Consider the following 7,696-nt stretch of genomic DNA (forward strand, 5'->3'; position numbering starts at 1 on the left):
TACGGTCTTTAATATCTGTCGCTGCAATCATATTAACAACTTGGGCGATAGACACACGACCAGCAAGGGCAATCCCCTCAGCACACCGCACGCACACAATAACCAATTGTTAATAAACAATAATTTTTTCTCGCGCGAAATAATTCGTCTTTAACGCCCAACCAACCCCTTTACCCACTTCACCAGATAAATCACAGGCCATCTTAGAACACTCATTGCCGCGACCAACACGATCAGAGCGATCCAAAATCCGTTCTGATACCAGATCCACGCCAACAAAGGCACGCCGACCCCGATCAGCACATAGGCATTGCGCCAGTGGTGGTCCTTGGACGGGAACATCGCGATCTCGTTGGCGGTGACAAGCCACAGCAACGCCAAGATCAAAGACAGGCTCATTCTGGGATCTCCGGACGTTCGCCGCGTGCGACGCGCCACAGGTAGCGCAGGGGATTTCGGAACATAGATAGGAACGCGGCCATGCCGAGGAAGAACCAGATCCAACCGTGTTGGTAGCCGATGAGCCCCAGCAAAAGCGGCGCTGCGATCAGCATAAGACCCGCAGGCCAATACTGACGACGGATCGGCAGCATCGCCACCACGGCGGCACAGATCACGTAAAGCGCGCCTAGAAGAAGTGAGGCGCTCATGCTTTCAAGCGCGCTGGCAATTCGTTGGCCCAAGTCGAAATCGTACCCGCGCCAAGGCACACAACCATATCGCCGGGTTTGGCTTGTTCTTTCACCAGTTTCGTCAGGTCATCTTGCGTGGTGATAGAGCGCGCGTGACGGTGACCATGGCGGATCAGGCCCGCAACCAGATCATCTTGGGACGCACCCTCAATCGGCTCTTCGCCAGCAGCGTAGATTTCGGTGATCGCGGCAACATCGGCCTCGTTAAAGCAGGCGCAGAAGTCCTCGAAATGGTGGTGCAAGCGCGTGTAGCGGTGGGGCTGGTGGATCGCGATGATGCGCCCCTCAGACGATTGACGCGCAGCTTTTAGGACGGCAGCGATTTCTGTGGGGTGGTGGCCGTAGTCATCAATGATGGTCACGCCGTCCACGTCGGCCACTTTGGTAAAGCGACGGTTCACGCCGCCAAACGCGGCCAAAGCATCGCGAATTTCTTCGCCCGACATGCCAAGGTGGCGCGCAACCGCGACGGCAGACAAAGCGTTGGACACGTTGTGATCGCCAGGCATAGGAAGTAAACAGCCCTCGATCACTTGATCTTCGTTCTGCAAGTGGATGTCGAACATCGCGACACCGCCCTTGTAGTGCAGGCCAACGGCGCGCACATCGGCTTGGGCGTTAAAGCCATAGGTCACAACGCGGCGGTCGGTTAGCTTGCCCACCAGCGTTTGCACATCGGTGTCATCCGTGCAGCAAATCGCGACGCCGTAGAAGGGAATGTTGGACACGAAATCAAGAAAACCTTGGTGCAGGTTTTCCTCTGTGCCCCAATGTTCCATATGTTCCGGGTCGATATTAGTGACAATCGCGATGGTCGCGGGCAAACGGTTAAACGTACCGTCGCTTTCATCGGCTTCCACAACCATCCATTCGCCCTGCCCCATACGCGCGTTGGAACCGTATGCGTGGATGATGCCACCGTTGACGACCGTGGGATCAAATTTACCTGCATCAAGCAATGTCGCAACCATGGTGGTGGTCGTCGTCTTGCCGTGCGTTCCCGCAACCGCAACGTTCAGCTTAAGACGCATAAGTTCAGCCAGCATTTCAGCGCGGCGCACAACGGGCAATCCGCGACGGCGGGCCTCGTCAAGTTCGGGGTTACCGGGCTTGATTGCCGATGAAATCACGACAACTTCTGCGCTTTCTAAATTTTCGGCCTTTTGACCGACAAATATATGCCCACCCAGTTTGGCCAGACGATCCGTGATCGGGGATGCGCGCAGGTCGGATCCTTGAACAACATAGCCATGGTTCAACAAAACTTCGGCGATGCCAGACATGCCAATACCACCGATGCCGACAAAATGGATCGGACCCACGTCACCAGGTAGTTTCGTGGGAGGGTTCATCGAGGGAACTGCGTTCATCTCTTAGTCTTTCTTTTGATCTTTTGTCGCCAGGCGCTCCACCATGGCAACCAATTGTTCTGTAGCGTCTGGCTTGCCGCAACTCAGAGCCGCACCCGCCATTTGTGTCGCACCCTCTGGATTGCTGAGGACCAGCGCCAACTGCTCTGTCAACGAAGCCACGTTGAACGCGCTCCCCGACATAAGGATTGCGCCACCTGCGCTGACCAAGCCCCGCGCGTTGGCGCTTTGGTGGTCCGAGGTCGCAGCGGCGAAGGGAACAAGGATGGAGGGACGGCCAATCACAGAGATATCCGCGACCGAAGATGCACCAGCACGGCTGATGATCAATTGCGCTTCGGACATGCGGTTTGGCACATCGTGGAAAAAGGGCTGCACGTCGGCGTTGATGCCCTGCTCCGCATAGTAATCTGCAACGCGCTGGCCATCTTCATCACGGGCTTGATGGCTGACGCGTAGGTTCTGTAAAATTTCTAAAGGCAAAGCGGCAATCGCAGGTGGAACCACGTCCGACAAAATGCGCGCCCCTTGCGAGCCACCCATGACAAGGACGCTCATCGGGTAATCACCCGGTTCGATATACCCAGCACCCGCACGTTCCAAGACAGTCGAACGCACTGGATTGCCTGTGTGATGGCCCTCAATGCCATCAGGCAATTCGGTCGGCCACGTGCCGCATGCAATTGCATCAACACGTTTCGCAAAAACTTTGTTGACGCGACCAAGCACGCCGTTTTGTTCATGGATCATGCGAGGACGTCGCAAAATGGTTGCCGCTGCAAGTGCAGGAATAGACGGATAGCCGCCAAATCCGACCACCATGACGGGCTTATCACCCAGCATCTTGAAGACCGTCCCAATAACGCCACCAGCAATACGCGGGATCACGGCGAGTTTCGCTAAGAGACCACCGCGCGCAAACGTGGCGCTGGCGATTTCTTCAATCTCGACGGAATGGGGAAAACCCCCTGTGTAGCGCGCGCCGCGTGCGTCGGTGCTTAGCTTAACACGCCAACCTTTGCGCAACATGACTTCTGCTAGTGCTTGGGCTGGGAACATATGCCCACCTGTCCCGCCAGCCGCAATTACTAAAAGCGGTGCTTTTTCACTCATCTGGTACGACCTCGGAGTATATCGCCGATTTGGCCCTGTGGACGTGTACGCGTAAAGGCCAAGAGCATGCCAACCGCAATGCCGCCAGCAATCAGAGATGAGCCGCCGTAACTGACGAACGGCAGCGTCATGCCTTTTGCAGGCAGCAAACGCACCGCAACACCCATGTTGATCATCGCTTGGACTGCAAACATGCACGCCAGCCCCGTACCCGCGAGACGGATAAACGGATCCCGTTCGCTCATGAGCCTGAGCAGTGAGCGCACGATGATGCTGGCGTAGACAAGAATGATGCAGAGCACGAGCACGAGGCCATATTCTTCTGCGGCCACCGCGATGATGAAATCTGTGTGTGCGTCAGGCAGGGACCACTTCACTTCGCCCTCGCCCACACCGACCCCGAAAAAGCCGCCTTCCCTAATCGCATTACTGGCATAGCCAAGCTGCGTTGTCGGGTCGACATCTGTAGAGAGATAGCCATCGATCCGACGCGCAAAATGTTCGGAGTTGTTGTACGCGACCATTCCACCAAGAACGACAAGACCAGCCATGCCGAAAAGCAAAAGCATAGGTGCACCCGCGACGAAATACATAACTCCCCATCCGAAGAGGATCAGGGAGGCTTGACCGAAGTCAGGCTGCATCGCGAGGATAAGCACGATCGTGACGGTGAGCATGAAGGACCAAAGACGCCCTGGGGGACCACCGATTTCTTGTGAGGCGGCCATCATCCATGCGGCAACGACGATAAAACCGGGCTTGAGGAATTCTGAGGGCTGAACAGATGCAAAACCGAGCGAATACCAGCGTGTCGCACCTTTACCAAAGTCCGTGCCAAAGAAGGGCAATAGGATCAGAGCTATGAAGGCGGCGATGAAACCGAGCACTGCCAAGCGGCGCACGATAACAGGGTTCATCATCGACGTGATTAACATTGCGATAAGCGCGAGGCAGCCGAAGAAGGCTTGGCGCTGCACATAATGGAACGGTTCGAACCCGTTCTTCGCCGCCAAAGGTGGAGACGCGGCAAGGCCCAACAACAGACCAACCCCAAACAGGATCAGGATGCATGACATCGACCACTTATCAACCGTGCGCCACCATTTCGGCAGAACCGGTTCCCCGTCCCGTACAGGAACGCTTCCGTAAACCATTTCAGTCATAGATCACCGCTGACCGTTGCCTCGAACATGTCCCGTTTTTCCGGGATCTAATTTCTGTTTAGCGAATCAGTGATTCGAATGCCAGCATTCTTTGCCATTAAGCGGAATGCCGCAAAACGGCATGCAGGATAAGCATGGTTGAAACCATGCAGCTTGCCTCCGGCGGAAGTTTAGCAGGGAAGATGAAGGGGCTTGAATTTCGCGCGCTTGCTGTGCAGTTGGTTGGGCTATGGATTATGATACGATTATAGTTGGCGCAGGTGCTGCCGGAATGATGTGCGCGGCCCACACAGGCGGGCGCACGTTGGTTATTGACCACGCGAAGACGGCTGGTGAGAAAATTCGCATTTCTGGCGGTGGACATTGTAATTTCACAAATTTAGGGACGCTTCCTGAAAATTTTATCTCCAAAAATCCGCATTTTTGCAAGTCCGCCTTGAAGCGATATACGCAATGGGACTTTCTGGACTTGGTTGGGAAGCATCAGATCGCGTGGCATGAGAAGACTTTGGGGCAATTGTTTTGTGATGTCAGCGCCAAGCAAATCGTTGCGATGCTTTTGCAGGAAATGGCTGATGCCGACGCAGAGCTTTGGCTAAATAGCAGCGCGGGCCGCGTGACGCATGACGGGGAACGGTTTTTAATTTCAGCAAAACGGGACGGGACACAGGTTTCGTTGACTTCGCGCAACCTCGTTCTTGCCAGCGGTGGGAAGTCCATTCCAAAGATGGGTGCCACCGGATTTGCCTATGACATTGGGCAGCAATTCGGGTTGGCTATGGTTGAAACACGCCCTGCGTTGGTTCCTTTGACATTTGTCGATCAACGATACGCCCCGATTTCGGGGGTAAGTGCGCCTGCGCGCGCCTGTGCGAATGGCGTTACGTTTGAAGAGGCTGTTCTGTTCACGCATCGTGGATTATCTGGACCAGCGATCCTTCAGGCATCCTCTTATTGGAAAGAGGGCGACGACGTTGTTTTGGACTTGGACCCAGATCGCACACTGTTCGAGGCATTGCGCGTGGCACGACAAGAACAAGGCAAACGCGATGTGGCTACGGTTCTGGCGCAGCAGTATCCGACGCGATTGACGCAGCATATTGTGAGTGAAATGAACATCGACGGGCGGATTGGGGATCAGTCAGATAAAGCGTTGGAAGCGACGTGTTCGAAGCTACAGAACTGGGTCCAGCGACCAACAGGCAGCGAGGGATATCGTACAGCCGAGGTCACCTTGGGCGGTATTGATACGGATGGTGTTTCGTCCAAAACCATGGAAACCAAAACAAAAAACGGACTTTATGTGATAGGTGAAGCATTAGACGTAACAGGTTGGTTAGGAGGATATAATTTCCAATGGGCTTGGTCCAGTGGCTGGGCCGCCGGCACCGCGATTGCGCAGGCCGACGCTTAGACCTTGGGGTCAGGGTTTTCGGTATGGCCGTCAACCGCGATCACTTGTCCTGAAACCAATCGCGCGCCGTCACTTGCCAAAAAGACTGTCATATTTGCGATGTCAGACGCGGTTACGAAAGATCCCATCGAGGTGCCGCTTGCGTATCCCCGATAGACGTCTTCACGCGTCATGCCTTTGGCCCTTGCTTCGCGCTCTAGCACACCATCCATTCGGGGGCCTTCAACAGACCCCGGACAGATCGCGTTGACGCGGATGCCGGAGGGGCCAAGCTCCATCGCGAGGGTTTTCATTAATCCGATCACACCCCATTTGGCCGCAGCGTAGGGCGCGCGATTTGGGTAGCCGTATTGCCCTGCTGTGGAGGAAGTCACGATGATCGTGCCCCTGCCCGCGTGCTTCATCAGCGGAGCTGCGAACTTCGCCGTGAGAAAGACCCCACCCAATGTGATTGCGACGCAACTATTCCAATCCGCCAGCGTCACGTCTTCGACTTTGGCCGTTGGCCCTGCAATGCCGGCGTTGGCGCAAACAGTGTCAGGTGCGCCCCATTTCTGCGCCACCGTTTCGAACAGCATGGCCATCTGATCTTCGTCAGAGACGTCAACGGCGCTTTTGTTCCAATGATCCGGACAGTCTTTTAGTGCGGCTGGATCCACATCCGTGATCCAAACATCGTCGCCTATTGCAGCGAACGCCTCGGCCATTGCGTAGCCGATGCCGCTTGCGCCGCCGGTGATCAGGACCTTGCTCACTTGCGAATACCCACAGAGGCGCCCGCGCTGTCTGGTTTGCTCAGTTCCGCGTGTCCGTTGGCGATACGTTCTAGGTTTGCTTGGATTTTAGCGCTTGGGTTAGAGGGGCGACGGGTTTCCAAGCTAACGTGGATCAACATGTGTTCGCCCGTCGCCAAAAGGCGATCGCCCTCATACATTTCGTGCCAGAGGTGCATCTTTTTACCCGACCCCAACAGAACTTGAGTGCGGATTTCCAAACGTGCCCTGGCTTGTACCTCGTCTACATGTCGGATGTGGGTTTCGGCAGTGAAATAGCTGCCACCTGTCGCGATATAATCCGCATCGCAGCCAACCATTTCCATAAAGCGGTCAGTCGCATCGCCGAATGCTTGCAAATAGCGGGCTTCGTTCATGTGACCATTATAATCCGCCCAATCGAGCGGGACTGTGCGCCGCGCAGTGACCACGGGTTTGCTGGGATCGATGTCGGCAGCATGTGCATCCATGCCGTTTAGTGCTGCGAGGACTGTATCGTGGGATTTGGCTGTCGCACCTGCGCCCCAATTACCGCCGCGCAAAGATCGGATAATGCCAACAAGGTTCCCGTCGCGAAGTTGTTCCAGATCACGCGGACTTAGATCGCCTGATTGCGTGTCGCATTGATCGCCGACCATTTCCACAAAGTCATCGGTCAGTTCTGGGACGTCCATCAGCTTGGTCCACGGCCACTTGAGGCAAGGACCAAACATCGCAAGCATGGCGCGCATCCCGCCTTCGCCGCCCGCAAGGTGGAAAGTTTGCATCGTGCCCATTTGCGCCCACCGCAGGCCCGGACCGTATGCGATGGCGGCGTCGAGCTCTTCGGCCGTCGCCACACCGTCTTTGAGTAGCCAGAGTGCCTCGCGCCAAAGCGCTTCTTGAAGGCGATCAGACAGGAAGCCTTCGATCTCGACGCGGCAATGCAAAGGGTGCATGCCGATAGAGGCGTAGAGAGCTTTGGCCTTTTCAATATGCGCTGCGTCCGTTTTTTCACCTGCTACCAGTTCGACCAGAGGCAGTAGGTACACAGGGTTGAAAGGATGCGCGACGATCAGGCGTTCGGGATGCTTGAGTTCGCTTTGCAAATCCGTGGGCATGATGCCCGATGTTGATGAGGCGATGATGCCTGTCGTGTTGGCAGCTTCGATCTCTGCGTAGACCGCATGCT

General features: G+C 55.6%; 8 protein-coding genes. 1 reads left to right on the forward strand and 7 read right to left on the reverse strand.

Annotated features, from left to right (window positions below; translation table 11 throughout):
* Positions 1 to 150: 150 nt before the first annotated feature.
* The 5 genes from QZ279_RS03140 to ftsW are packed head-to-tail and all read right to left on the reverse strand — an operon-like array spanning position 151 to position 4,338.
* Positions 151 to 399 carry a DUF2484 family protein gene (locus tag QZ279_RS03140; RefSeq protein WP_293447819.1) on the reverse strand — a complete coding sequence of 83 codons (249 nt, stop codon included), beginning with the start codon at positions 397 to 399 and terminating at the stop codon, positions 151 to 153.
* Positions 396 to 650 (reverse strand): DUF2484 family protein, encoded by a 255-nt coding sequence (locus tag QZ279_RS03145; RefSeq protein ID WP_293447821.1) that lies wholly within the window; start codon positions 648 to 650, stop codon positions 396 to 398. The genes QZ279_RS03140 and QZ279_RS03145 overlap by 4 nt, the downstream gene beginning before the upstream one ends.
* Complete coding sequence (murC, locus tag QZ279_RS03150; RefSeq protein WP_293447836.1) at positions 647 to 2,044, reverse strand: UDP-N-acetylmuramate--L-alanine ligase; 1,398 nt, start codon at positions 2,042 to 2,044, stop codon at positions 647 to 649. The genes QZ279_RS03145 and murC overlap by 4 nt, the downstream gene beginning before the upstream one ends.
* A 21-nt stretch (positions 2,045 to 2,065) precedes the next feature.
* Positions 2,066 to 3,175, reverse strand: a complete 1,110-nt coding sequence (locus QZ279_RS03155; protein ID WP_293447824.1) for a UDP-N-acetylglucosamine--N-acetylmuramyl-(pentapeptide) pyrophosphoryl-undecaprenol N-acetylglucosamine transferase — start codon at positions 3,173 to 3,175, stop codon at positions 2,066 to 2,068.
* Positions 3,172 to 4,338, reverse strand: a complete 1,167-nt coding sequence (gene ftsW / locus QZ279_RS03160) for a putative lipid II flippase FtsW (protein ID WP_293447827.1) — start codon at positions 4,336 to 4,338, stop codon at positions 3,172 to 3,174. The genes QZ279_RS03155 and ftsW overlap by 4 nt, the downstream gene beginning before the upstream one ends.
* A 229-nt stretch (positions 4,339 to 4,567) precedes the next feature.
* Between ftsW and QZ279_RS03165 the strand changes: the two genes are divergently transcribed.
* Positions 4,568 to 5,752: an aminoacetone oxidase family FAD-binding enzyme gene (locus QZ279_RS03165; RefSeq protein WP_293447830.1), complete on the forward strand. Its 1,185-nt coding sequence runs from the start codon at positions 4,568 to 4,570 to the stop codon at positions 5,750 to 5,752.
* On the opposite strand, the gene QZ279_RS03170 is transcribed toward QZ279_RS03165, so the two are convergent.
* Together QZ279_RS03170 and QZ279_RS03175 are read right to left on the reverse strand one after the other, a co-directional pair.
* A complete protein-coding gene (locus QZ279_RS03170) occupies positions 5,749 to 6,507 on the reverse strand; it encodes an SDR family oxidoreductase (RefSeq protein WP_293447831.1) in 759 nt (252 codons plus the stop codon). The genes QZ279_RS03165 and QZ279_RS03170 overlap by 4 nt on opposite strands.
* The coding region (locus QZ279_RS03175; protein WP_293447833.1) for a thioesterase family protein at positions 6,504 to 7,696 on the reverse strand (1,193 nt) is incomplete at its 5' end. The genes QZ279_RS03170 and QZ279_RS03175, both read right to left, overlap by 4 nt.

The organism is Planktotalea sp., from assembly GCF_018607965.1.
Lineage (GTDB): Bacteria > Pseudomonadota > Alphaproteobacteria > Rhodobacterales > Rhodobacteraceae > Planktotalea.